21 protein-coding genes are annotated in these 25,056 nt (G+C 71.0%); 14 read left to right on the plus strand and 7 right to left on the minus strand.

Translation table 11 applies throughout. The annotated features are described in order from the left end of the window. The first annotated feature begins 91 nt into the window (after positions 1–91). From ACQEVZ_RS59785 to ACQEVZ_RS59835, 11 genes are all read left to right on the plus strand, one after another. On the plus strand, positions 92–1,294 hold the full coding sequence (locus ACQEVZ_RS59785) for a dipeptidase (protein WP_433385953.1): 1,203 nt from the start codon (positions 92–94) through the stop codon (positions 1,292–1,294). Continuing rightward, positions 1,291–2,907 carry an ABC transporter substrate-binding protein gene (locus ACQEVZ_RS59790; RefSeq protein ID WP_433385956.1) on the plus strand — a complete coding sequence of 539 codons (1,617 nt, stop codon included), beginning with the start codon at positions 1,291–1,293 and terminating at the stop codon, positions 2,905–2,907. The genes ACQEVZ_RS59785 and ACQEVZ_RS59790 overlap by 4 nt, the downstream gene beginning before the upstream one ends. A gap of 37 nt (positions 2,908–2,944) precedes the next feature. After that, a complete protein-coding gene (locus tag ACQEVZ_RS59795; RefSeq protein WP_433385959.1) occupies positions 2,945–3,898 on the plus strand; it encodes an ABC transporter permease in 954 nt (317 codons plus the stop codon). Next, complete coding sequence (locus ACQEVZ_RS59800; RefSeq protein ID WP_344508871.1) at positions 3,895–4,770, plus strand: ABC transporter permease; 876 nt, start codon at positions 3,895–3,897, stop codon at positions 4,768–4,770. Before ACQEVZ_RS59795 ends, ACQEVZ_RS59800 begins: the two co-directional genes overlap by 4 nt. A gap of 3 nt (positions 4,771–4,773) precedes the next feature. Beyond that, the gene (locus tag ACQEVZ_RS59805) at positions 4,774–5,952 is read left to right on the plus strand and encodes a M24 family metallopeptidase (protein ID WP_344508873.1); all 1,179 of its coding nucleotides are present in this window, start codon (positions 4,774–4,776) and stop codon (positions 5,950–5,952) included. Beyond that, positions 5,949–6,800 carry an alpha/beta fold hydrolase gene (locus tag ACQEVZ_RS59810; RefSeq protein WP_344508875.1) on the plus strand — a complete coding sequence of 284 codons (852 nt, stop codon included), beginning with the start codon at positions 5,949–5,951 and terminating at the stop codon, positions 6,798–6,800. Before ACQEVZ_RS59805 ends, ACQEVZ_RS59810 begins: the two co-directional genes overlap by 4 nt. Beyond that, a complete protein-coding gene (locus ACQEVZ_RS59815; protein WP_433385964.1) occupies positions 6,800–7,786 on the plus strand; it encodes an ABC transporter ATP-binding protein in 987 nt (328 codons plus the stop codon). The genes ACQEVZ_RS59810 and ACQEVZ_RS59815 overlap by 1 nt, the downstream gene beginning before the upstream one ends. After that, positions 7,770–8,762, plus strand: coding sequence for an ABC transporter ATP-binding protein (locus tag ACQEVZ_RS59820; protein WP_354903910.1), 993 nt, complete (start codon positions 7,770–7,772; stop codon positions 8,760–8,762). The genes ACQEVZ_RS59815 and ACQEVZ_RS59820 overlap by 17 nt, the downstream gene beginning before the upstream one ends. Before the next feature lie 12 nt (positions 8,763–8,774). Beyond that, positions 8,775–9,977: a dipeptidase gene (locus ACQEVZ_RS59825; protein WP_354903911.1), complete on the plus strand. Its 1,203-nt coding sequence runs from the start codon at positions 8,775–8,777 to the stop codon at positions 9,975–9,977. A 44-nt stretch (positions 9,978–10,021) separates the two neighbouring features. Next, a complete protein-coding gene (locus ACQEVZ_RS59830) occupies positions 10,022–10,750 on the plus strand; it encodes a GntR family transcriptional regulator (RefSeq protein WP_433385969.1) in 729 nt (242 codons plus the stop codon). 402 nt (positions 10,751–11,152) lie between these two features. Further along, the gene (locus tag ACQEVZ_RS59835; RefSeq protein WP_433385972.1) at positions 11,153–13,702 is read left to right on the plus strand and encodes an ATP-binding protein; all 2,550 of its coding nucleotides are present in this window, start codon (positions 11,153–11,155) and stop codon (positions 13,700–13,702) included. Between the two features lie 82 nt (positions 13,703–13,784). Here ACQEVZ_RS59835 and ACQEVZ_RS59840 read toward each other — a convergent pair whose 3' ends face one another. The 7 genes from ACQEVZ_RS59840 to ACQEVZ_RS59870 form a co-directional block, all read right to left on the minus strand. Then, entirely contained in the window at positions 13,785–15,539 is a 1,755-nt protein-coding gene (locus tag ACQEVZ_RS59840) for a serine/threonine protein kinase (protein ID WP_433385975.1), read from the minus strand. A gap of 71 nt (positions 15,540–15,610) precedes the next feature. Continuing rightward, positions 15,611–17,611, minus strand: a complete 2,001-nt coding sequence (locus tag ACQEVZ_RS59845) for a cation:proton antiporter (protein ID WP_433385978.1) — start codon at positions 17,609–17,611, stop codon at positions 15,611–15,613. Next, positions 17,608–18,429, minus strand: a complete 822-nt coding sequence (locus ACQEVZ_RS59850) for a protein kinase domain-containing protein (RefSeq protein WP_344508889.1) — start codon at positions 18,427–18,429, stop codon at positions 17,608–17,610. Before ACQEVZ_RS59850 ends, ACQEVZ_RS59845 begins: the two co-directional genes overlap by 4 nt. A gap of 14 nt (positions 18,430–18,443) precedes the next feature. Continuing rightward, positions 18,444–19,460, minus strand: a complete 1,017-nt coding sequence (locus ACQEVZ_RS59855; RefSeq protein WP_433385981.1) for an FHA domain-containing protein — start codon at positions 19,458–19,460, stop codon at positions 18,444–18,446. Between the two features lie 8 nt (positions 19,461–19,468). Continuing rightward, positions 19,469–19,906, minus strand: coding sequence for a hypothetical protein (locus ACQEVZ_RS59860; protein ID WP_433385984.1), 438 nt, complete (start codon positions 19,904–19,906; stop codon positions 19,469–19,471). Between the two features lie 18 nt (positions 19,907–19,924). Beyond that, complete coding sequence (locus tag ACQEVZ_RS59865; RefSeq protein ID WP_433385987.1) at positions 19,925–21,442, minus strand: hypothetical protein; 1,518 nt, start codon at positions 21,440–21,442, stop codon at positions 19,925–19,927. A 278-nt stretch (positions 21,443–21,720) separates the two neighbouring features. Beyond that, positions 21,721–22,383, minus strand: a complete 663-nt coding sequence (locus tag ACQEVZ_RS59870; protein ID WP_433385990.1) for a group II intron maturase-specific domain-containing protein — start codon at positions 22,381–22,383, stop codon at positions 21,721–21,723. A 153-nt stretch (positions 22,384–22,536) separates the two neighbouring features. On the opposite strand from ACQEVZ_RS59870, the gene ACQEVZ_RS59875 reads away from it, so the two are divergent. From ACQEVZ_RS59875 to ACQEVZ_RS59885, 3 genes are read left to right on the plus strand one after another with little or no spacing between them, the layout of a single operon-like run. Then, the gene (locus ACQEVZ_RS59875) at positions 22,537–23,766 is read left to right on the plus strand and encodes a site-specific integrase (RefSeq protein WP_433376094.1); all 1,230 of its coding nucleotides are present in this window, start codon (positions 22,537–22,539) and stop codon (positions 23,764–23,766) included. Then, entirely contained in the window at positions 23,763–24,743 is a 981-nt protein-coding gene (locus ACQEVZ_RS59880; RefSeq protein WP_433376097.1) for a tyrosine-type recombinase/integrase, read from the plus strand. The genes ACQEVZ_RS59875 and ACQEVZ_RS59880 overlap by 4 nt, the downstream gene beginning before the upstream one ends. Continuing rightward, on the plus strand, positions 24,733–25,032 hold the full coding sequence (locus ACQEVZ_RS59885) for a site-specific integrase (RefSeq protein WP_433376100.1): 300 nt from the start codon (positions 24,733–24,735) through the stop codon (positions 25,030–25,032). The genes ACQEVZ_RS59880 and ACQEVZ_RS59885 overlap by 11 nt, the downstream gene beginning before the upstream one ends. Positions 25,033–25,056 lie beyond the last annotated feature (24 nt).

Below are 25,056 nucleotides of genomic sequence, written 5' to 3' on the forward strand. Positions count from 1 at the left end.
CCGGCGCGTGCCGCCGCACGTACAGTGCCAGTGGCCGGAGGTCAGACCTCTGTCCTCCGGCCTTCAAACCATGCCGACGTGAGGTGGACGCGTGCAGGAACCCGCCGCCCGGTACGAGGGGTACAAGTCGTTCGACTACCTGGCCCCCCATACCGACTTCAAGGTGTTCGAACTGGCCCCGCAGCTGGGCCGGGTGCCCGAGCACGACCTCGGGCTCTCCGACAGCCAGCGGGAACGGGTCGCCCGGCTGCTCAGCGAGCACGCCGCGATCTCGCTGCACGAGCACCCCAAGATCCTTCCTGCCGACGTCACGCAACTGCGGGACTACAACCGCACGGGACGCAACTCCTTCGGGTTCGAAGGGCTCGCGCGGTCCGGCCTCACCGCCGTCTTCGACAACTTCATGAACGGCACCGGCTGTGTCACCAGCGAGCACGCCTGGAAGTGGGACGACGTCATCTATGACATCGGGCTGCGCTTCGCCGATGTCGCCAAGCAGGACTACGTGGTGGTGGCGACCACCCTCGACGAGATCTTCGCGGCCAAGCGCGACGGCCGGCTCGCCCTGGTGGCGGGGCTGGAGGCGGCCACGATGATCGAGAACGAGCTGGACCGGATCGACATCCTGTACGGCTTCGGCGTGCGCCAGATGGGCATCGCCTACAGCCAGGCCAACATGCTCGGCAGCGGGCTCTCCGAGGACCGCGACGGCGGCCTCACCCACTTCGGCCGCCGCGCCGTCGACCGGATGAACAAGCTCGGCATCGCCATCGACATCTCGCACTCCGGCGACCAGACGTCCCGCGACGTGATCGAGGCCAGCCGGGTGCCGGTCTTCATCACCCACGCCGGCTCGCGCACGGTCTGGGACACGCCCCGGATGAAGCCGGACGACGTGATCCGCGCCTGCGCCGAGCGCGGCGGCGTGATCGGCATCGAGGCCGCCCCGCACACCACCCTGTCCGCGAAGCACCCGCACCACTCGATCGAGTCGGTGATGGACCACTTCACCCACTGCGTCGAGCTGGTCGGCATCGACCACGTGGCGTTCGGACCGGACACCAACTTCGGCGACCACGTCGGCCTGCACGACAGCTTTGTCGGGCACCTGGCGATCGGCCGGGCGCACGGCGCGGTCGACCACCCGCGCGTGCCGTACGTCTCCGGGCTCGAGAACCCGGCCGAGTGCTTCAGCAACATCGTCGGCTGGCTGGTCCAGCACGACTACTCCGATGACGAGATCGCCAAGGTCATCGGCGGCAACATCATTCGCGTACTTCAGGAGGTTTGGTGAGGAACCTGAGCAAGGCCGCCGTCGCGCTCGGCACGGCGGTCGCCCTGACCCTGTCCGGCTGCGGGCTCAACGAGGACAACGACTCGTCGAAGGGCAGCAGCGGCGGCGACGCGGTGCTGCGGATCGGCACCACGACCGACGTCTCCAACTTCAACCCGCTGCAGTCGCTGAGCAAGACCGACTCCTGGATTCTCAACGCGATGTACCCGCACCTGCTGCGGATCGACGAGAACGCGAAGAAGGCGCCGGAGCTGGCGAAGGACTACAGCTACGAGGACGGCGGCAAGACCGCGGTGTTCAAGCTGCGCGACGACTTCGTGTGGACCGACGGCAAGCCGGTGGTCGCCGACGACGTCAAGTTCAGCGCCGAGTCGATCATGAAGTACAAGCTCGGCAACGTCGCCGCCAAGCTCACCTGGGTCACCTCGGTCGAGGCGCCGGACGCGACGACGGTGAAGTTCCACCTCTCGCAGGCGTACGCGCCGTTCGCCGAGGGTGTCGGCTTCTGGATGTCGGTCGTGCCCAAGCACGTCTTCGAGTCCGCCGGCGACCTGTCGAAGTTCCCCAACGACTCCAACTGGGTCGGCGCCGGGCCGTTCGTGCTGGAGAGCGCCACCAAGAGCCAGCGGTACGTGATGAAGCGTAACGACAAGTACCCGCTCGCGCCCGGTGGCAAGGCGGCCGTCAGCAAGGTCGAGTACCGCATCTACCCGGACGTCAACACGATGATGCTGGCGCTGCGCAACGGCGACATCGACCTGATGGGCACCCCGGTGCCGACGTCCGCGGCGAAGACCTTCCAGGGCGACTCGAAGATCAAGCTGACCAAGGTCGGCGCGCTCGGCTTCGCCCACCTGACGTACAACATGAACAACAAGGACCTGGCCAAGCAGGAGGTCCGGCAGGCGCTGTCGATGGCGGTCGACACCAAGGCCATCATCGCCTCGGTGCTGCAGGGCGACGCGCAGCAGATGGCCGGCCCCATCTCGCCGATCTTCGCCGAGTACGACAACACCCAGCTCCAGCCGTACGCGTTCGACCCGGCGGGGGCGAAGGCCAAGCTCACCGCGGCGGGCTACAAGGACGGCAACGGCGACGGCTTCTTCGACGGGCTGGAGCTCGGCGTCGCCTGCGACCAGTCGAACGCCAACATGACCCGGGTGGTGCAGCTGTTCCGGGAGAGCGCCGAGCAGGCCGGCATCAAGTTGAAGAACGAGTGCGTTGAGCGCAACACCTTCCTGAGCCGCACCAAGGAAGGCAAGTACGACATCGACGCGTCGCAGTGGGGCGTCTTCGACAACCCGATGGACCAGCTGCGCAGCACGTACCTGTCCAGCAACCCGGGTGGGATCAACTACAACCTGCTCAAGTCGGACGAGATGGACCGGCTGATCAACGACGCCGCCGGCACCACCGACCACGCCACCTTCGTCGAGAAGATCAAGAACATCGACAAGGTCGTGCACGACCAGGCGTACCTGACCCCGCTGTACGTGGAGAACTTCCAGTTCGCCTACAACGCCAGCAAGTTCCAGGGCTTCGTCGCGTCGCCCTCCGACCTGCTCGGCATGGTCACCGCGTACTCGCTCGCCCAGGTCAAGCCGGTCGGCTGACCGGCTGACGCCAGCGTAAGAAAGGAGGGGGTCCCCCGTGGCACGCTTCGTGCTCAACCGGGCGCTGAAGGCCGTACTGACGATCTGGATAGCGATCACCGCGACGTTTTTCCTGCTCCGGTTGCTCCCGGGGGACCCCACGACCCTGATGGTCGAGGGCGACATGACCCCTGAGATGCGGGCCGCCCTGCTCAAGACCTACGGCCTGGACCAGCCGCTGTTCGAGCAGTACGTCGCGTATCTTCGCGAGCTGCTGCACGGCAACTTCGGGATATCGTTCCGGCAGATCCAGCCGGTGAGCGAGATCCTGCTCGACCGGCTGCCGTGGACACTGCTGCTGGCCGGCACGGCGTTCGTGCTGACCATCGCCATCGGCATCCCGATCGGCGTGTTCGCGGCGGCCCATCGCGACCGCTGGCCGGACAAGGTGCTGCAGGGCTTCGGCATCGGCGGGCACGCGCTCTTCGTGCCCAGCGTGGCCATGCTGCTGCTGGTCTTCGTCGGCGCCCGGCTCGGCTGGTTCCCGATCGGCGGGGCGATCGACCCCGACACCCGGGGCGTCGCCGCCTATCTCAGCCTGGCGCACCACCTGGTGCTGCCGGTGCTCTCACTGGTCCTCGTGCAACTCGGCCCGTACGCGCTGACGCTGCGCACCAACCTGGTCGACGTCCTCGGCGAGGACTACATCCGCGCCGCCCGCGCCCGCGGCCTCTCCGGCCGCCGCCGGCTGTGGAAGCACGCCCTGCGCAACGCGATCCTGCCCGCGCTGACCCTGATGGGCCTCCAGCTCGGCACGCTGGTCGGGGGCGCCGTGCTCACCGAGACCGTGTTCGCCTACCCCGGGGTCGGCCGGCTCATCTTCGAGGCCGTCGGGCAACGCGACTACCCCGTCCTGCAAGGAGCGTTCATCATGCTCGCGATCACCGTCGTGGTTGCCAACACGCTCACCGACCTGCTCTACGCCGTGCTCAACCCGAGGATCCGGCTGTGAGCGCGCCGCTCATGCCGGAGCCGGCGGCGGAAGCGGCCCCCAGCGCCAAGCCGGCCTGGCGCGCCTTCCTGCGTCAGCCCTCCGGGCTGCTCGCGGCGACGGTGCTGGCGGTGATGGTCGTGGTCGCGCTCGCCGCCCCGCTGATCGCCGACGAGCCCGTCGGTACGGGCAATGACGTGCTCGTCGGACCCTCGGGCGCGCACTGGTTCGGCACCGACGACCTCGGCCAGGACATCTTCGCCCAGGTGGTCTGGGGCACCCGGACCAGCCTGATGATCGGTGTGGCCGCCTCACTCATCGCGATCGTGCTCGGCACCGCGATCGGACTCGCCTCGGCGCATTTCCGGCCGGTCGACGCCGTCGGCACGGTCGTCACCGACGTGATGCTGGCGCTGCCGACCCTCCCCCTGATGATCATGCTGGCCGCGATCGTCAACCCGAGCGTCTGGACGCTCACCGTGATCATCGGCGTCTTCGCCTGGCCCGAGGTGGCCCGGCTGATCCGCTCACAGGGCCTGGTCGTCTCGGCGATGCCCTACATCGACGGCGCGCGGGTGCTCGGCGCGAGCGGCTGGCGGATCGTCACCCGCGAGATCCTGCCCGCGGTGGTCCCGCTGATCGTGGTGAGCGTGCTGCTGACCGCGTCCCGCGCGGTCATCTCCGAGGCGGGGCTGAGCTTCCTCGGCCTCGGTGACCCCGACTCGTGGTCGTGGGGGCGGATCCTGCTCAACGCCCAGCGCAGCGGCGTGGTCGCCATCGCCTGGTGGCAGACGCTGTTCCCGTCGCTGGCGATCCTGCTGCTCGTCCTTGCCGCCACCGTGGCCGGCATGCGCTTCAACGACATCCGCGACCCCCGCCGGAACGGAGGCTGACCCGTGCGCCTGCCCGACAGTTTCTACTCGTCCGTCCGCGCCGAGCTGACCGAGGCGCTCGGCGAACGCGGCCTCGACGGCTTCCTCGCCACCTCCCCCGCCGACGTGGCGTACCTCTGCGGGTTCTTCTACATCGCCACCGAGCGGCCGGTGTACCTGTGGATGCCGCGCTCCGGCGACCCGCTGCTGGTGATCCCCCGTCTGGACGACGAGTACGCCGCCCAGCAGCGGGTCACGGTCGAGACGGTCAGCTACTTCGAGTACCCCGGCGTGGTCACCGCCGAGCAGACGCTCGCCGCGGCGCTGGCCGGCCGCGGGGCGCGCCGGATCGGGGTGGGCGCCGGCGTGTCGGTCGGGGCGTTCCGCGCGCTGTCGACGGCCCTCGGCGAGACCACCACCCTGGAGACCACCGACGCGGTGGCCAGGCTGCGGCTGCGCAAGCGGCCCGAGGAGATCCCGTTCCACGAGGCGGCGGCGCGCATCTGCGACGAGATGCTGGCCGCGGGCCGGGAGCTGATCGCCGACGCGCTGCGCCGGGGCGACGAACTGCCCCGCGAGGACGAGATCGCCCGGCACGTCATCGGCTATGGCACGGACCGGATGTACGCCGACTACGACATGGTCGTCTACACCACCAAGCTCGCCGGTGGGCTCGTCTACGCCGGGCCGAACTCGGCGCTGCCGCACGGCCTGCCGACGCGGCGGCGGGTCCGGCCCGGCGACACCCTGATCCTCTCGCTCGGCGCGGCGGTGGCGAGCCGGTTCGTGGAGAGCGAGCGGACGTTCGTGATCGGCGAGCCGACCCCGGAGCAGCAGCGCTACTACGAGGCCGACCGGGAGGCGCAGGAAGTCGGCACCCAGGCGATGGTGGCCGGGCGGACCTGCGCCGAGGTCAACAAGATCTGCCTGGACGTGCTGCGGGGCCACGGTCTCGGCGACTACATCCGGCACCGGCAGGGCCACGGCATCGGGTTGCAGAACCACGAGCCGCCGTGGGTCGAGGACGGCGACACCACCGTCCTGGCCCCCGGGATGCTGCTGTCCAGTGAGCCCGGCGTGTACGTGCCGGGGCACGCCGGCTACCGCATCTCCGACACGGTGCTGGTCGAGGCGGCCGGACCGCGCCGGCTCACCAGCCACCCCCGCGACCTGGCGTCCACCGTCATCGAGGAGGTTCGATGAGTTTCCATGAGCGGCTGACCGTCAACGGCGCCGAGCTGGTGGTCGAGGCGTTCGGCCCGCAGGACGGGCCGGCGATGATCGTGCACCACGGCGCGCCGGGCCTGGGCTCCCGGTCCGAGCCGAAGCGGTCGTTCGGCCCGTTCGCCGACACGTTCCGGGTCATCGTCTTCGACGCCCGCGGCTCCGGCGAGTCCAGCGACCACGAGCCGTTCACCCACGCGCAGTGGGTCGCCGACGTGGACGCGATCCGCGCGTACTTCGGCCACGAGCGGATCGTCATGGCCGGCGGATCGTACGGCGGGTTCATCGCGCTGGAGTACGCCGTCGCCCACCCCGACCGGGTCTCGGCGCTCGTACTGCGGGACACCGCGGCCGACACCGCGCACGACCATCTCGCCGTCGAGCGGGCGAAGTCCACCGACCGGACCGTCATTCCACAGTGGGCGATCGACCGCATCGGCACCGGCCGGTTCGAGAGCAACGAGCAGCTGCGCGAGTACTGGAAGGCGATCCTGCCGCTCTACGACCACCAGCACGACCCGGCGAAGGACGCCGCCAAACTGGCCGCGACCCGGTTCCACTACCGGACGCACAACGCGGCGTTCGGGCAGAACATGCCGCGGTACGACCTGAAGCCGAAGCTCCCGTCGGTCACCTGCCCGACCCTGGTCACCGTGGGCCGGCACGACTGGCGCACGCCGGTGGCCGCGTCGGAGACGATCGCGGAGCTGATCCCCGACGCCCGGCTGGTCGTGTTCGAGCAGTCCGGCCACTCCCCCCAGCTCGAGGAGCCGGAGCTGTTCCAGCGGACCGTCCGGGACTTCCTGGCCGAGGCCGGAGTCGTGTGATGGCGCTGCTGGAGGTCGAGGACCTGCGGGTCAGCTTTCCTGGGCCGGGCAGCGCGCCGGTACGGGCGGTCAACGGCGTGTCCCTCGCCCTGGAGCCCGGGCGGACGCTTGCCATCCTCGGCGAGTCCGGCTCGGGCAAGAGCGTCACCGCGCAAGCGGTCATGGGCATTCTCGACGCGCCCCCGGCGCAGGTCAGCGGATCGGTGCGGCTGCGCGGCCGGGAGCTGCTGACGCTGCCGGCGAAGCAGCGCGACAAGGTCAGCGGCGAGGAGATCGGCATGGTCTTCCAGGACGCCATGGCCGCGCTGAACCCGGTCTATACGGTCGGTGAGCAGCTCAGCGAGCTGCTGCGGGTCCGGCGTGGACTGTCGCGGTCGGACGCCCGGCGGCGCGCGGTCGAGCTGGTCGACCGGGTGCGCATCCCGGCCGCCAGGGATCGGGTGCGCGACTACCCGCACCAGTTCTCCGGCGGGATGCGGCAGCGCATCATGATCGCGCTGGCCATCGCGCTCGAACCGGCGGTGCTGATCGCCGATGAGCCGACGACCGCGCTCGACGTCACGGTGCAGGCCCAGGTGATGGGGCTGATCGCCGAGATCCAGCGGGACAGCGGGATGGCCCTGCTGCTCATCACGCACGACCTGGGCGTGGTCGCCGAGGTCGCCGACGACGTGGCGGTGATGTACGCCGGCCGGCTCGTCGAGCGGGCCACCGTGGAGCAGGTCTTCGGCGGCCCGGCCCACCCGTACACCGAAGGGCTGCTCGCCTCGATGCCCCGGGTCGACCGGCGCGACGAGGAGCTGTACGCGATCCCCGGTGCCCCGCCGAACCCGGCGCGGCTGCCGGCCGGTTGCCCGTTCCACCCGCGCTGCCCGCGTGCCGACGACACCTGCCGTTCCACGCTGCCGCCGCTGTCGCCGTTGCCGCACGGCCGGGCCAGCGCCTGCCACCACCGGGAGGAGCTGCTGCATGTCAGCCACCGATGACCCGGTGCTCCGGGTCGACAACCTGGTCCGGCACTTCCCGGTGAAGGGCCGGCTGCCCTTCACGTCCGGCGGGGTGGTCAGGGCCGTCGACGGGGTGTCCTTCGACCTCCGGCGCGGCGAGACCCTCGGGGTCGTCGGCGAGTCCGGCTGCGGCAAGAGCACGCTCGCCCGGATGCTGGTCGGGCTGGAACGCCCGACGTCCGGCGAGGTGCGCTTCGGCGACGCCGTCGTGCACACCGCGCGGGGCCGCCGGCTGCGGGAGCTGCGCCGGCGGATCCAGATCGTGCTCCAGGACCCGTACACCTCGCTGAACCCGCGGCGCACCGTGCGCGACATCCTGCTCCAGCCGTTCGAGATCCACCCGGACGTGGTGGACCGCCGGCGTCGGCTGGACCGGGTCAAGGAGTTGCTCGAGCTGGTCGGTCTCGACCCGTCGCTGCACCTGGACCGCTATCCGCACCAGTTCTCCGGCGGTCAGCGGCAGCGGATCGGCATCGCCCGGGCGCTCGCCCTGCGGCCTGACGTCATCATCTGCGACGAGCCGGTCTCCGCGCTCGACGTTTCGGTCCAGGCCCAGGTGGTCAACCTGCTGGAGCGGCTGCAGCGCGAGCTCGGCGTGGCGTACGTCTTCATCGCCCACGACCTGTCGGTGGTCCGGCACATCTCGGACCGGGTGGCCGTGATGTACCTCGGCAAGCTGGTCGAGACCGGACCCGAGGCGCCGCTGTACGACGCGCCGCAGCACCCCTACACCAAGGCGCTGTTGTCGGCGGTCCCCGTGCCGGAGCCCGTGGGCCGGGCCGAACGGCAGCGGATCCTGCTCGCCGGCGACCCGCCGAGCCCCGTCGACCCGCCGTCCGGCTGCCGGTTCCGGACCCGCTGCTGGCAGGCCTCGGAAACCTGCGCCCACGTCGAGCCGCTGCTGACCGGCGACGGGCGATCGGTCGCCTGCCACTATCCGCTGTCCGCCGCATAAGGAGAATGTGCTGTGCTGCAAGAACCCGCGACCCGGTACCAGGGCCACAAGTCCTACTCGTACCTTGAGCCGCACCTCGACTACCGGGAATTCGACCTGGCCTCGGAGGTCGGCCGGGTGCCCGAACACGACCTCGGGCTCTCCGACGCGCAGCGGCAGCGGGTGACCCGGCTCCTCGCCGAGCACGTCGCGATCTCGCTGCACGAGCACCCCGTGGTCCTCCCGTCCGACGTGCGGCAGCTGCGCGCCTACAACCGCACCGCGCGCCAGCGGACCGGGTACGAGGGGCTCGCGCGCTCCGGCCTGACCGCGGTCTTCGACAACTTCATGGCCGGCGCTTCCTGCGTGACCAGCGAGAACGGCTGGAAGTGGAACGACCTGATCTACGCGCTCGGGATGCGGATGAGCGACCTGTACAAGCAGGACCATGTGCGGCTGGCCACGTCGGTCGACGACATCCGGGCCGCCAAGCGCGACGGCCGGCTCGCCCTGGTCGCCGGGCTGGAGTGCTGCACCCCGATCGAGAACGAGCTGGACCGCATCGACATCCTGTACGGCTTCGGCGTCCGGCAGCTCGGTGTCGCGTACAGCCAGGCGAACATGCTCGGCGGCGGGCTCTCCGAGCCGCGCGACGGCGGGCTGACCCACTTCGGCCGGCGCGCCGTCGACCGGATGAACAAGCTCGGCATCGCCATCGACATCTCGCACAGCGGCGACCAGACCTGCCTGGACGTGATCGAGGCCAGCCGGGTGCCGGTGTTCATCACTCACGCCGGCGCACGGTCGGTGTGGGACACCGCACGGATGAAGCCGGACGAGGTGATCCGCGCGTGCGCCGAGCGGGGCGGCGTCATCGGCATCGAGGCGGCGCCGCACACCACGCTGTCGGAGCAGCACCTGGAGCACTCGATCGAGTCGGTGATGGACCACTTCACGTACTGCGTCGACCTGGTCGGCATCGACCATGTCACGTTCGGCCCGGACACGATGTTCGGTGACCACGTCGGGGTGCACAACACGTACGCGGGCAACTACGCCCACGACAGCGGGAAGAAGCCGTCGCACCCCCGGGTGGAGTACGTCGCCGGCCTGGAGAACCCGGGCGAGGCGTTCGGCAACATCGTCGGCTGGCTGGTCAAACACGACTATTCGGACGACGAGATCGCCAAGGTCATCGGGGGCAACACCCTGCGCGTGCTCGAACAGGTCTGGTAGCGGCTGGCGCTATTACACTCTGGACGGCGGAGAGGTGGGACTGAATGGCTCGGCGCGAAACCGCGCTCCAGGCCGCGCAGATGCAGCTGCGCGAGTTGATCGGCAGCGAGTTCCTGAGCGGTGACAAGCTACCCAACGAACGGGAGCTCGCGGACCGGTTGACGGTCAGCCGCGCCACCGTGCGCGAGGTGCTCGGCCAGCTCGCCGCCGAGGGCCTCCTGACCCGCACCTGGGGTGTCGGCACGTTCGTCCGGGAGCCGGCCGAGCGGGTCCCGGTCTCGATCAGCGACGTCACCGCGCTGCGCGACCGCATCACCGCCTCGGGCCACAGCCCGGCCCTCCAGGACGCGTCGGTGAGCCGCACCGCCTGCCCGGACGACTGCGCCAAGGTCCTCGGCCTGGCGCCCGGTGACCCGGTGTGGCGCGTCGACCGCCTCTTCGCCGTCGACGGGGTGGCCGCGGCCTGGATCCGCGACCACCTCCCGCTCGCCGTCGGCGGCCGGGACCTCGACCCGTCGGGCCTGCTCAGCATCGACCACGACATGTTCGAGTTCCTGGCCGGCGCCACCGGCATGCCGGTCCGCCGCGCCGAGATCGACTTCGCCGCGGTCCTGGCCGACGAGGAGGCCGTCGACCGCCTCGGAGTGCCGCTCGGGCACCCGCTGGTGAACGCCACCCAGATCGGCTACGCGGCCGAAGAGCTGGCCCTCTTCCACGGCCACATCACGGTGCGCACCGACATCCTGACGCTACGGATCACCCGCGCCGGCTGACCGCCGGCGGTTCTGGGCGGCTGGGCGTCGTTCGGCCCACGTGAAACGCGGTGGCGTGCACCTGGACGACCTCGCCCCCGCCGCATAGCACCGCCCGGCGACGGTGGTGGCGTGACCGGATGCGCCGGTCGAACCGGCGTCGCATCCCCCCAGGGTGATGGGCCGCCCCCGTTTGCCGGCCATCACCCTGGCGCGCGTCTTCCTTGGCGAAGTGCCGATACCTGGTACCGGCACTTTTCGCCGAACGTCCCTTACGATCGCCGGACGCGGTGGTGACCGCCAGGTCAATGGGCGGCAGTTGACCGGCAACTTCGCCCGTTGGCATCATGGGCACGGCACCGGTCAGGGCCGATGCGCCGGTCCTGGCCCAGCGGGTGCCGGGGCCTGTACGGAAAGGATCGGATGTTCAGCGCGCAGGTACGGGCCCACCGCCGGCGGCTGGGTATGACGCAGGAAGACCTGGCAGCCACAACGGGTGTGAGCGTGCGCGCCATCCGTAACCTCGAAGCCGGCCAGACCGGTCGCGCCCGGCCTGCAACGGTGCGACTGCTGGCCGACGCCTTCGAGCTGGCCGGCGACGAACGGGACCGGTTCTGCCGGTCCGCGCTCGACGGCACCGACCAGCTGCCCGCAGACAAGGCTCCGACGAGCGTCGCCGGCACTCCCCCGGCGCATGGACGACCCGTTCCGGCGCAACTGCCCGCCGACGTGGCCGGCTTCGTCGGCCGTACCGGCCAGCTGCGACAGCTCACCAAGGTGCTCGACGACCATGACCGGCCGGCCGCGGTGGTGATCTCCGCGATCGCCGGCACGGCAGGCGTGGGCAAGACCGCCCTCGCGGTGCACTGGGCACACCAGACCCTCGACCGGTTCCCCGACGGGCAGCTGTACGTCAACCTGCGCGGCTATGACCCCGACCAGCCCGCCACCCCCGCAGAGGTGCTGGCCCGGTTCCTCACCGCCCTCGGGGTGCCCGGCACCGACATCCCCGCCGACCTCGACGAACGCGCCGCCCGCTACCGCACCGAGCTCACCGGCCGACGCATGCTCATCGCGCTCGACAACGCCGCCACCGTCGACCAGGTCCGGCCCCTGCTACCCGGAACCGGTTCCTGCATGGTCCTGGTGACCAGCCGCGACAGCCTCGCCGGACTCGTCGCCGTCAACGGCGCCCACCGCCTCGACCTCGACCTGCTCCCCTCGGCCGACGCGATCACGCTGCTGCGCCGGCTCATCGGCCACCGCGTCGACGCCGACCCCGACGCCGCCGCCACCCTCGCCACCCAATGCGCCCATCTCCCGTTGGCGCTACGGATCGCCGCCGAACTCGCCGTCGCCCGCCCCACCACACCCCTGGCCGAACTGGTCATGGAACTGGCCGACCAGCAGCACCGCCTGGACCTGCTCGACGCCGACGGCGACTCCCGCGCCGCCGTCACGGCAGTGTTCTCCTGGTCGATGCGCCACCTACCGGCCGACGCCGCCCGCACCTTCCGGCTGCTGGGGCTGCACCCCGGCCCCGACATCGATGCCTACGCCACCGCTGCGCTCACCGACACCAGCCTGTCGCAGGCCCGTCTCGCCCTCGACCGGCTCGCCCGGGCCCACCTCGTGCACCCCACCGGCCCGGCCAGGTACGGCATGCACGACCTGCTCCGCGCCTACGCCACCACCCTCACCACCGCGCACGACGCCGCCGCCGACCGCCGCTCGGCGTCGACCCGACTGTTCGACTACTACCTGGTCACCGCCGCGGCCGCCACGCAACAGTTGCGCCTCGTCGATGCCCACAGCCGGCCCGGCACCGCCGCGCCGGCCACCACCCCGACCCCGGACCTGGCCGGCCCCGGCACCGCCCGGCGGTGGCTGGACACCGAACGGCCCTGCCTGGTGGCCGCTGCCGTGCACACTGCCACCCACGGCTGGCCCGCCCACGCCGTGCAGTTGTCGATGACCCTGTACCGCTACCTCGAGAGCGGTCACTACATCGACGCGCTCACCATCCACACACACGCCCGCGACGCCGCCCGGCAGACCGGTGATCTGGCCGGGCAGGCCCACACACAGCTCGGCCTCGGCGGCATTAACATCCGCCTCGGCCGGCTGGAGCTGGCCACGGAGCATCTCGTCCAGGCGTCAGTGCTGTTCCAGCAGGCCGGCGACCTGGTCGGCCAGGCCCGCGTGCTGACGAACCTCGGCGTCGTCGAGGACCATCGAGGCTTCTACCAGGCCGCCGCCGACCGCCAGGAGCAGGCGCTGGTCCTGTACCGGCAGGCCGGCTACCCGCGCGGGGAAGCCATAGCGTTGCACAACCTCGGTGTTGCAGAGGACCACCTGGGCCGCCATCGGGCCGCTGCCGACCACCTCGAGCAGGCACTGGCCCTGCACCGACAGACCTCTGACACCATCGGCGAAGCCATGGCGCTGCACAACCTCGGCCTCGCCGAGATGGGGTTGGGCCGCTACCAGGAAGCCGCCGACCGCCAGGAGCAGGCGCTGGTCCTGTACCGGCAGGCCGGCTACCCGCGCGGGGAAGCCTGGGCGCTGTTCGGCCTCGGCAGTGTCCAGACCCACCTCGGCCGGCCTGACCAGGCCATCGCGCTCCACAGGCGGGCCCTCACCCTCTTCCGGGAGTCAGGTGAGCGCGGCGGCGAGATCCGAGCGCTCAACGGCCTGGGCGAAGCCGCCCTCGCCGCCGGCCGCCCTGCCGAGGCGCTGACCCACCACACCACCGCCCTGAGCACCAGCGTCATCCCCGATCAGCAGGCCCGCGCCCACACCGGTGCCGGCCGCGCCCACCACCTGCTCGGCGACCTCGTCCGCGCCCGGCACCACTATGAACACGCTCTGGCCCTGCACACCCGCCTCGGCTCCCCGGATGCCGACGACGTAGGTGCCCGCCTCATCGCCCTCGACGCGTCACCTGACACCGGCCACGACCAACACGATTGACGGACCCTCTTCACCGGCTACACGACCGCCGAACCAGCAGCGGTTCGAACCGGCCGGGACCCGAAGGCCACGTCGTGCAGGGTCAGCCGGCCGGCTTGCGGATCTCGATGTTGGAGAACAGCACGGAGTACGGCGGCGGGGTTTCGGGCTTTGACTCCTGGAAGATGCCGAGGACGACGCGGCCCTTGTTGAACATGGTGTCGGTCAGACTGCCGACGGGCCGGCCGTCCCGGGTGAAGGTGAGGTTCGTCCCGGCGGCGGCGATGCCGACCGTGGTCGCCTCGCCGTAGGCGATCGGGGTGGTGAGCGGAAACCGGCCGAGCTCCTTGATCGCGGCCGCGCCCGTGGCGCCGTGGGCCACCAGCGAGTACGCGTCGGCGCAGATGCGCAGCGCGTAGCCGGAGCCGTCGAAGCGGAACCAGACCGCGGCGCAGCTGCCCTCGTCGCGGAGCTTCACGTCGACGGTGGCGGTGAAGTCGGCGATGACGTCCTGGGGGCCGAGGCAGCGGTAGGAGCCGCCGGTGCTCCGGGTGACGATGAGCGCGCCGGCGAAGGTGCAGGAGGCGTTGTTGGGCTTGTCGTCCTTGGGGTGCCACAGTTTCTCGACGCTGAGCGGGTCGGCGATGATCACCGGGCCGAGGGGGTCGGCGGTGGGAGACGCGGTCTGGGCCACCGTGCTCGGTGCCGGCGACCGGCCGGCGGAACTGCTGGGCAGGTCGATCGCCCCGGACGCGATGCCGACGATGGTGAGCGACGTGACCAGCGCGGCGACCGCGACCACGACGAGCGCGGCCCGGCCCCACCGGCGGCCCCGGTTCGGCGGCGCCGACGTCAAAAGCGCCGATGTCGCAGGCGCCGATGTCGCAGGCGCCGACGTTGCCGGTACCGGCGACGCCGAAATCGCAACGTCGGCCTTCTGCGGACCGGGCGGCGGCGCGATCCGCGTGGTTTCGTTCGCGCCGAGGACGACGGCGGCGGTCCGGCCGGTTGCCTGGGCCTCCTCGGCGGCGACGAGCAGGTCCGGCTGGCGGGCCAGCGCCGCTGCCAGGTCGGGTGAGCGTGCCGGTCCCGGGCCGAGCAGCTGCTCCAGCAGCTCGCGGGCCGTCGGCCGATCGGCCGGGTCCTTGGCCAGGGCCTGCTCGACCAGCCCGCGCAGCATCCCGGACAGCCCGGTGAGGTCGGGCGGCGAGGTGAGGATGCGCGCGGCGACCACCGGTGCGGCGTCCGAGCCGAACGGGGTCCGGCCCGTGCCCGCGTACGCGATGACGGCGCCCCACGAGAAGATGTCCGCCGCCGGGGTGACGGGCGCGCTGCCGGCCCCCGCCGACCCGAACCGCTCCGGCGCCATGTAGGAGATGGTGCCGACGATCTGGTCGGTGCGGGTGTGCCCGCTGGTGCCCTGGACCGAGTGGGCGATACCGAAATCGATGACCTTCGGGCTGCCGGCGGCGAGCAGCACGTTGTTGGGCTTGAGGTCGCGGTGGATGACGCCCGCGCCGTGGATCGCGGTGAGCGCGGTCGCGACCCCGATCGCGAGTCCGTGCAGGTTCGACTGGGACAGCGGGCCCTTGTCCCGCACGACGGTGGCGAGGCTCGGCCCGTCGACGTACTCGACGACGAAGTACGGCATCTCGTGGTCGGGGTCGGCGTCGAGGACCTCGGCGGTGCAGAACGGCGGCACCTGCCGGGCGCGGTCGACCTCGCTGCGGAACCTGCGGCGGAACTCCTCGTCGTCGGCGAGGTCGGTGCGGACCACCTTGATCGCGACCAGGAGGCCGTCGGGTGCCTGGGCGAGGTACACGGTGCCCATGCCGCCCTCGCCGAGGCGGCCGATCACCGCGTACCTGCCCAGTTGCCGGGGATCGCCCGGACGGAGCGGCGATCCCGGTGGTGGTGCCTGGTTGCCCGTCATTGCTGTGGTGCTCCCGCGGGTGTCGGCGTTGTGGTCGACGTGATTCTGCGCTTTGCGGGGGGCTCCCGGCGACCCTGTACCCGCAGATGCGCCGTCCCCGTATCACCGGCGGTGATGACCAGCGCCGATGCCGGGTCCGGCATCGGCGCGGTGCGGGCGCCGAGCTCCTCGATGACGGCCGCGATGCGGCGGGACGGCTTGCCGCCGGTGTCCGCGATCAGCTCGACGCCGTGCGCGGCGGCGAGTTCGGCACCGACGCGCAGAGCCGCCTCGCCGTCGGAAACGCCGGAACCACCGGAACCGCCACCGGCCCGCACGAGCACCGCGCTCCACGACTGCGGCGGCTCCGTCACCACGGTGACCAGGGTCGGTCCGGCGGTGTCAAGCAGCGCCTGGTAACCGTCCTGGCCGGCGTCGACGACCAGGACGTCGGGCTCGGCGGTACCGACCTGGGTGAGGATCTCCGCGGCCGGGTCGGCACTGAACCGGGCGAGCACGGGCGCCGCCGGTCCCCGCTGCCGCACCGGTGCGGCCAGATCGGCGAGCTCGGCCATGGACGACGTCATCGCGAGCAGATCACCGGACAGGCCGGTGCCGACCTCGACCCGGGCCTGCGCGTACGGCAGGACCCGGCTCAGGACGACCTCGGCCGGGTCACGGCGGGCGGCGATGTCGGTGGCGAGCGAGACCAGCGGTGCCGCCGCCGCGCCCGCGGGCACGAGCGCGAGCACGCGGTAGGCGCCGGCGCCGCCGAGCGCGGCCCGCTGCAGCTCCGCGGCGTCGCGTTCCACGGCCGTCTTCGGGTAGATGACCGCGAGCAGCGGACCGGCCATCGCGGTCGTGACCAGAGCCATCACGACCATCAGCGAGAACAGCGACTCGTCGAGAATGCCCAGCTGCAGCCCGACCGTGAGGATGACGATCTCGGTGAGGCCGCGGGTGTTCATCAACGTTGCCAGCGCCCCGGCCCGGCGGGGCGCGATCCGGTTCAGCCGGGCGCCGAGGTACGCGCCGGCGAACTTCCCGGTGATCGCCACGGCCAGGATCAGCGCGAGGTCGGTCAGGCCGGTCGCGCCCACAGTGGACAGATCGACGCGCAGCCCGGCGATGACGAAGAAGACCGGCAGCAGGAGCAGGACGCTGACCTGTTCGAGCCGTTCGAGGGTCTCGTGCCGCAGCTGCTCGCCACCGGCGCGGGGCATGACCGCACCGAACACGAACGCGCCGAAGATGGCGTGCACGCCGATCGCCTCGGTGGCCCAGCACGACAGCAGCAGGCCGGCGAGCATGATGCCGAGGATGTCCGGGGTGAGCCGGCCGGCCCGGTCGCGGGCGGTCAGCAGCCGGCGCAGCAACGGCCGGACGACGAGGAACATCACCAGCGCATACGGCACGGCGAGCAGGATCTGCCACGGCACGTCACCGCCGCCGGCGCCGAACGCGACGACGCCGGCCAGCAGTGTCCAGGCAATGATGTCGTCGACCGCGCCGCTGGCGAGGGCGAGCCCGCCGACCTCGGTGCGCAGCATGTCCCGGTCGGTGAGGATGCGGGCCAGCACCGGGAACGCGGTCACCGACATCGCCGCGCCGATGAACAGGGCGAAGGGCGCCACGTCCGTGACGCCGTGGTGGCCGGCCAGCCACAGCGCCAGCAGGATGCCCATGCCGAGCGGCAGCACGACCGAGCCGATGGACACCGACACGGCGGCCCGCCGGCGGCCGCGGACCGCGGCGAGGTCGACCTCATAGCCGACGATGAACATGAACAGCACCAGACCGACATTGGCGAGCCCGGCCAGGGCGCCGCGGATGTCCATCGGGAACAGCAGGTCGCTGACGGTGGTGCCGAACAGGGACGGCCCGATCAGCACCCCGGCGAGGATCTCGCCGATGACGGCCGGTTGCCCGAGCTTGCGGGCGATCGCCCCCAGGAGACGGGCCAGCAGAATGATGGCGGCGAGCCCGAGCAGCAGCTGCCCGACGGCGTGCGCGGTCATGCCAGCCCGTCGATCCGGGTGGCGACCGTGGCCGCGGACGGGCGCTCCCCCGCCGGGGCGAGGCAGTCGCGGACGAGGGCGGCGACGGGCCCGGGGAGCCGGTCGCTGAGCTGCGGCGGCACCGACAGGACCCGCCGCAGCGCGAGCAGGCCGTCGCCGGCGGGCAGGTCGCCGTGCACACCGGTGCCGGCCACGACCCGGTGCAGCATGACGCCGAGCGACCACACGTCGGTGGCCGGCACGCTGCGACCGCCCATGAGGACGGCCGGGTCGATGTACTCGACCGAGTCGAGCGGCCCCATCCCGGTGATGGTGACGCCCTCGGCGAAGACCTGCGCCAGCCCGAGGTCGGACAGCTTGCCGCCCTGCGGGTGCAGCAGCACGTTGCCGGGTTTCAGGTCGCGGTGCACGATGCCGGCCGCGTGCAGGGCGGCGGCGGCCCGGGCGGCGTCGGCGACGGCCCGCAGCGCCTCGGCGGTCGTCACCGGCTGCGCGGGCGCGGCCAGCGAACCGGCCGGGAAGTACTCCATCGAGTAGTAGAAGCTGCCGTCCTGCTGGCCGGCGTCGAACGGCGCGACCAGGTGCGGGGACTGCACGGTGCTGAACGCGGTCAGCTCCCGTACCGCGCGCCGGAACGCGGTGTCGGTGGACTCGGCCGACAGCACCTTGACGGCGACATACTCGACGTCGACCGGCAGCCGCTGCGGGCGCCGGGCAAGGAAGAACCGCCCGTTGTTGCCGGAGCCCAACGGCCGGACGAACTCGTAGTCGGCTATGCCGTGCATCTGCGCGGCGCTCCCCTCTGGCTTCCAGGTCATGGGTTTCCCGGGCTTCACGGATTGCGGTGCGACTCGTACCGCAGCCAGCGGCGTCCGAAGAGGACCTTCGAGCCGGGCCGCAGCACCGTCGAGTCGCCGGGTGGCACGCGGTGCGCCTCCGCCTCGCCGGGTGCCTGCAGGTAGGTGCCGTTGGCGGAGCCGAGGTCGACGACCCGCACCTCCCAGCCGGCGAGCTTGACCCGCAGGTGCCGGCGGGAGATTCCGCCGTGCGAGTCGGCGATGCGCAGCGGGCGCGCCCGCCCGGCGAGCACGTCGGGGTCCTGCGCGGGTTCGCGGCCGACGACGTAGTCGGTGTCGACCCGCAGCGTCATCCCGTTGTCCAGCAGCAGCACGCCCAGCGGCGGCCGCGGCCCGAGCCGGGTCACGTGCGTCACCTGCAGCATCCCGATCCCGCACCGCTGGCAGAACCGCAGCCCGGGATCGTTGAAGTGGCCGTTCTTGCAGTCCACGCCCTCGATCAGGGCGACAGTGTCGACCACCGGCACGTCGTCTGGCGGCGGCACGGGTTGCCCGGGCAGCAGCAGTACCGACTGGAACGGCGCACCCTTGTCCTCAGCTCGGGCCGGCGGCGGAGCCGGTTGCGGCCGCGCGAACCGGGCCGTGAGACCCGCACCGGTGACCACGCCGGCGCCGAGGCGGGCGTACGGATGCGCGGCACCCGCACCGGGTAGCGCCAGGCGCAGCCGCGAGACCGGACCGGCGACCTGCCGCTGCTGCGGCACGGGACCGGACAGCCGGACCTCCTCGTGCGGGCCGGCCAGCTCGGCCACGCCGTGCCCGCAGACGAACACCGCGACACCGCCGTCGCCGGTCATCCCGCCCACGGCGCAGCTGAGCTCGCCGGCCGGCAGCAGCTCCGCGGTGTGCCGGGCCAGGTCGGCGCCGTCGCCGCCGTCGGCCGCCACCCGGTCGAGCAGTGCCAGCAGTTCCTCGCAGCCGGCCGGCTCGCACACGACGAACAGGTCACCGGCCCTGGCCACCAGACCGTTGCCCGGCAACGGTTGCACCATCGGCGCGCTCACGTGAGCCGCCCACCGCGGAAGCGCCAGCGCAGGAACGGCACCCGCATCGGCCCGTTCGCGGCCAGCCACACGGCGACCCAGACCACGGTGAAATGCACGACGAACGTCGCGAGCGGAGGCACCGCCGCGATCCCGGGGACCAGCTCCGCGTCCAGCAGCAGCCAGAGCACGATCGCCTCCGGTACACCCGACAACAGGCCGAACAACGACGGCCAGTCCTTCTCCCAGCGGAACTGCATGATCAGGTGATAGAGCAGTTCCCAGCCGATGCCGAGGACGGCGACGGCGGCGAGCACGATGAACGTCGCGCGGTAGCGGTCCGCGAGTGCGCCGTCGCCCGGCAGCACCGGGGTGAGCAGGGCGGTCACCGCCGAACCCACGATCGCGAGCAGGAAGATCCGGGTCTGGATACGACCCAGCAGAATCGGCACCATCAGCTGTCTCCGTCCCCTTCAGACCGGTCGTCCGAGCACCCAGCGCACCCATTGCACCGTCGAGCGGACCGGGCCGATCCGCCGGCACCAGCCGCGGCGGGCCAGGTCGTCGGCGATCTCCTGGGCGGCGACCTGCAGGCCCAGGAACGTGTCCACGCCGGGGAAGTAGCCGCCGAGCGTGGTCGCGCCGGACGCGTACAGCGCGCCGTCGCCGCTCGCGGTGCCCTTCACCTCGAAGTGCCGCTCGACCTCGAGGCGGCCGAGCGGGTTACGGCCGGCGCCGCCGTGCTCCAGCAGGTCGGCGAGGACCCGGTGCTCGGCGATGTCGGCCTCCAGGCCGGTGCAGTCGATGATGTAGTCGGCGCGGATCTCCCGGCTGCCGGCGTCGCCGTCGACCAGACTGACGAGCGTGCCGTCGGTGTCCGGCCACACCTTCTGGACCGTGCCCTGCGACGCGCGGTACCAGCCCTCGACCCGGCCCTTGCGCATCTGCTGCTGCCAGCGGCGGCGTTTCGGCGTGTTCGTACCGCCCATCTCGCGGTACAGCGCGGCGCGTTCCTCCCCGTCGAGACGCCGCATCCGCGCCTTCAGCTGCCCGCCCCACACCGACTTCGGATAGTTGAATCCCTGGTACGCGAAGCCGTCGCCGCCCTTGCGGCGCGCCCACAGGTGCGGGCCGTGTGCGCCGGTCACGAACGTGCGGAACAGGTGCACGACCGTGGTCTGCAGCCCGTGCCGCTCCCGGTCGTCCATCAGCCGCTGCAGCACCCGCGACGCGACGATCCCGCCGCCGCGCACGAGGACCGTGCCCGGCCGGGTCTTGAGGAACTCGTACACGTGCTCGTGCGGCTCGTACGCGTTGACGACGCGCTCGAAGTCGTTGTGCTGCTCCCGGTACGCCTGCAGGTCCGGCAGGAACCGCAGCCCCGGATACCCGACGGCGAGATGCACGAACCGGGACCGGTAGGCGACCCGCTTCGTGGGTCCGCTGCCCGCCGGCGGGGTGAGGATCGTGAAGTAGCCGCCCTGGTCGCGCCGCCGGACCAGCCGGACGACTCCGGTGACGCGCATCTGCTCGTACCCGATCCGCGCCGACTCCCGCCGCATTCCGGCAAACACGTCCCCGGCCCGCGGGGTCCAGTAGTCCGCGAACAGCGGCTCACCGAGGACGTGCACCAGCGGCCGCAGCGTGCGGTCCCGCCAGGCCTCGCTCAGCGCGTACGACGGGAAACCCCAGATGTTGTCGGGCCGCGACGACGAGTCGGACCGGATCCGCTCCCGCTCCGGGATCTGTGACACCCGGGTCAGGTACTGGTAGGTCTGCCAGGGATGGTCGATGTTGGACAGGACGCGGATATCCGACACCGGCACCCCCGCGACCCGCAGGTAGTCGACGGTCACGAACGACCCGATGCCCCCACCGACGGAGACGAACGGCACGTCGACAACCGGTATGCCCGCGGCCTCCACCATGGCATCCGACCATGTGGCGGCACCCAGCAGCGCAGACGTCAGCTCGCCAGCTTGCATTCGCATCCCCCGATCCGTGTGCACATACGGATAGCACACGGACACAAACGCTGCGGCCCCTCTTCCCGGTTGGAGCCTTCCGCCCGCGATGCCCGGCGCACCGCTGCCCGCGCCGCGGCGGTGCACATCGATGATCTTAGCCTCGATCCACCGACAGGTATCGAGATGTGATGGTGTTCGGGGTATGGGAAATGCCCTGTCGGGTGGCCGGAGGGGGCCTCACCCTCCGGCTCCCACAGATCCCGGCGTGAACCTCTCGGCTCACCGGGCTCCTGTCACCCTGGTCACCAGGCGGTCGTGAGCGAGGTGGTCCATGCCCAGTGCGCGAACAGGCCCCGCCGCCTCGCAACGGTCCTCTTCCAGTACTGGAGGGCCTTCTTCTTGCTCCGCAACCGTTTGAGCTTGCGACGAAGGAACCGCATCAGGTAGGCGTTGATGCGCTCCAGCAGCGGGTGCAGTTTGGAGCGGTAGAACGCTCCGTAGTACTGCATCCAACCTCGCACGATCGGGTTGATCCACCGTGCCAGGTCGTCAAGCGTCAGGGTCGTCTTGTAGTGCAGCTTCCACGATCGCACCGTCGCGTTCATCTTCTTCTGGGCCACGTCGCTGCGCGCTGGCAGGAACCCACTGAAGGTCTGGCCCCGCCGATTACGTGCTCCTCGTTGCCGAAACGTGAAGCCCAGGAAAGTAAACGATGTGTGCTCATACGAGCCTCGCCGGTTGCTGTCCTGGCAGTAGACGATCCGGGTCTTGTCCGGGTGCAGCCGCAGGCCCGCCTGCTGCATGCGCTCAGCGATCGCGTCCCGCACCTGGATGGCGCGGGCCTCGCTGTGGCAGTGCACCACCGCGTCGTCGACGTAGCGGGCGAACTCGACGTCCGGAAACGTCCGTACCAGCCACGCATCCAGCGCGTAGTGCAGAAACAGGTTCGCCAGCACGGGTGACACCGCTGAACCTTATGAACAGTGCTGGGTTATGCGCAGCGTCGGCCTGTCGGTCCTGGTCAGGGCGGAGCTGGGGGTCGAGCGCTGCGCATAACGCGCCGAGGATCTGATCAGGGTCGGCATGGTGCCGGCTCGCGTGATCGGAGGTCGGCTGTGATGACGGCTGTGTCTGCGCTGGTGTCGGGTTTGGACGCGGAGTTGCGGCGTCTGGGCTACAAGGACTCGACGTTGGTCTGGTATCGGGGCTGCTGGCGCCGGATGGAGAGGTTCTTCGCTGCCCGTGGCGTCGAGGAGTTCTTCCTGGACGTGGCGATGGCGTGGGTCGATGAGGCGTGTGGCTTCTTCGACAAGGAGCGGGCGGGCGCGCTCAAACCGAATGATATCTATCTGTTCAGGGTCGCGCAGATGCTGGGCGATTACGCGTTGCACGGGGCGGTGCTGCGCCGCTACTCCCGGTCCGTGGCCAAGCTGGACGGGGAGGGCGCCGACGCGGTCGTGCGGTTCCAGGCGTGGCTGCGCTCCGCTGACCGCGCCGTATCGACCGTGCGGGTGTATGCGACGGTGGCCGGGGAGTTCGTCGCGTTCGCCGGCACCCATGGCGGGCTGGCTCGTTGCGACGCCGCGACGCTCCAGGCGTTCGTCGCCACCCTCGCGGGATACCAGGTCAAGACTGTCGAGCAGAAACTGTGCGCGGTGCGGTCCTTCCTCCGGTTCGCCTGCGCCGGCGGCCTGGTCGACGCCGCTGTCCTGGAAGCGGTCCCGGCGGTGCGGTCCAGCAAGCGGGTCAGGGTCCCGTCGGTGTGGGATCCCGGCGACGTGGCCAGGATCCTGGACGCGATCGACCGGGGCAATCCGTGCGGGAAGCGGGACTACGCGATTATTGTGCTGATCGCCAGGCTCGGGCTGCGCGGCGTGGATGTCAGACGGCTGGAGTTCGCCGACTTCGACTGGCCGGGCAACCGGTTGAGCGTGGCGCAGGCCAAGACCGGGCACCGGGTGCAGTTGCCGTTGCTCAAAGAGGTCGGCTGGGCGGTGATCGACTACATCCGTCATGGTCGGCCGGTCTGCGACTACCCGCAGGTGTTCCTGCGGCACCACGCTCCGATCGGACCGTTCTCCGAGCAGGACCATCTGCATCAGATCCTGGTCAAGCACGCCCGGGCGGCGCACGTTGCGGTGAGTGAGCAACGCCGCCACGGCATGCACTCGCTGCGGCACACCCTGGCCACTCGGTTGATGGAGGACGGCACGCCGGTCGAGCAGATCGCCGACATCCTCGGTCACCGGTCGGTGCAGTCGACTGGCGTGTATTTGAAGTCGTCGCTGGGTCTGCTAGCCACGTGCGCCCTGGACCCGGACGCGCCGGTGCAGCAGGCGTCACGATGAGCGCCGACATCACCATGACCGACGCGATCACGGCGCTGGTCGCCCAGAAACGCGCCCTCGGCTACAAATACGCAGCCGAAGAACGGGTGCTGGCCCGGTTCGCCGCGTTCTGCCGCAGCGAGTTCCCCGGACTGGCCGCGCCCACCGAGGCTTCGGTCGAGGCGTGGCTCGCGGCCGCCCGGCGGCGCGCAGTCACGCCGGCGACCCTGCAGGGCCTGGCCGCGCCGGTGCGGGAGTTGGCCCGGTGGCTTCACCGCCAGGGCGTGCCGGCCTACGTCCTGCCCAAAGGTGCGCTGCCCAGACCCGGCCGTTACGTCCCGCACATCTACACCGATCAGGAACTGGCGGCCCTGTTCACCCAGACCGACCGCTGCAACTCCTGTTCCCAGGTCCCGTTCCGGCATCTGGTCATGCCAGTGCTGTTCCGCACGATCTACGCCTGCGGGCTGCGTGCCTCCGAAGCCCGCCTGCTGCGCGTCGACGACGTTGACATCACCACCGGCGTGCTGCAGATCCGCGACGCGAAGGGCGGCAAAGACCGGCAGGTGCCCGTCAGTGCGCCGCTGCGCGTGAGGCTCGCCGACTACCACGCCCACGTCGCCGGCCGCTCGGGCGCAGACTGGTTCTTCCCCGGCACGGCCGGAAAGCCGCTGACACTCGGGAACATCGACAAGAACTTCCGCCGATTTCTGTGGCAGGCCCGCATCTCTCATGGTGGTCGAGGCCACGGCCCCCGCGTCCACGATCTCCGCCATACCTTCGCGGTCAACAACCTGCGTTCCTGGTTCGCCCACGGCCAGGACGTCGGCGCGTTGCTGCCGGTCCTGCAAACCTACCTGGGCCATTCCTCGATCGCCGACACCGCCTACTACCTCAGGCTGACCGCCGAGTCCTACCCGGACGTCACCGCCCGAGTCCAGCAGGCCACCGGCGACGTCGTCCCGCCCCTCACCACAGGGCCGTGCCATGGCTACTGACTTCGCGGTCTTCCTGCGCCGCTTCCTCACCACGCACCTGGCCGGGATGCGCGGCTGCTCACCCAACACGGTCGCGTCCTACCGCGACACGTTCAAACTCCTGATCGCCTACTTGCGCGACGAAAGGTCAATCCCCGCAGCCAAGCTCACCCTCGATCACGTCGATGCCGCCGCTATCACCGGGTTCCTTGAATGGCTCGAGGCCAGCCGGCACAACAGCGCGTCGACGCGTAACCAGCGACTGGCCGCGATCAGCTCGTTCTGCACCTGGATGCAAACCGAGGACTGAAGTTCCACCTGCGGACCGGACACC

The organism is Dactylosporangium sp. CA-152071 (assembly GCF_050936335.1).
Taxonomy (GTDB): domain Bacteria; phylum Actinomycetota; class Actinomycetes; order Mycobacteriales; family Micromonosporaceae; genus Dactylosporangium; species Dactylosporangium maewongense.